This window comes from Allobosea sp. P4_C6 (genome assembly GCF_056402015.1).
In genome coordinates, this window is the sequence record NZ_JBFUIF010000301.1 from 1 (window position 1) to 826 (window position 826).

Annotated in this window: 1 protein-coding gene and 1 pseudogene; both read right to left on the minus strand. The window is 59.7% G+C overall.

The genetic code is table 11. The features are described 5' to 3' along the window. Positions 1-395: pseudogene (locus AC1DVA_RS28800) on the minus strand (hypothetical protein); the annotation flags it as partial. Positions 396-607: 212 nt separating this feature from the next. Continuing rightward, positions 608-826: alpha/beta hydrolase family protein (locus AC1DVA_RS28805; protein ID WP_476808190.1), on the minus strand; the 219-nt coding region annotated here is incomplete at its 5' end.

Consider the following 826-nt stretch of genomic DNA (forward strand, 5'->3'; position numbering starts at 1 on the left):
TTGATATCCTCCTTCGTTACGAAGTAGTCCGAGACGATATTCGTGCTGACGTCCCCTTTGAGCGCTCGCCAAGTTGCTGCGTCAATCGTTTCGCCGTTTCCGAGGTTTTCGCGGCGCCGGAACTGACCGATGGCTTTCCGGTAATTGTCGCCATCCAATCCATCGATCTCACCGGGCGAAACACCCTGGCGCGCCAGCAAGACCTGAGCCTTTGCGATCGTCGCGTTGGGACGCGTTGCCTTGCTTTTCGTGGCCGCGGGTCGGCCCGCCTGGTTCACCCCGTCGGCAGTAAGGGCTTGTGCGCCCGCCGGCGCCAGCACCATGCCGCCAAATACCAAGGCGGCTTGGAACTTCTTCAGGAGCTCGAAAACGGCTGACGGCACGGACATCACCATCGCTGGATCCATTGCTCGCCAACGCGATATTTCATCCTGAGGTTCCGCGATGACACGGCGCGCTTTGCATTGCTTGCCCCGATCCAAAGCTGGATGATCTCTCGGGCCCTCGCCATATCGCCATGCACGGGCGGACCAGCGCTCCATCCAATACGCCTGACGTAGCGCGATCGAAGGTTTTGACATCGATCTCTGTGGGGCAGCCTTTGTCGTCAGAGATGCCTGCGCAGAAAATCCTGTGTTCTTGAAATAGCATCGGGCCAGGCAGCGAGAGAAAAACCATGGCCTTCGCCAGGGTAGATGTGGGTTTCGGCCATTCCGCCGGCGTTGTTGACCAATCGCTCGATTCCGCTCGCGTTTGAGACCGGCACCACGCGGTCAGCGTCCCCGTGTAGGATTAGTGTCGGCGGAAGGGAGGTGCTCTCCAACCC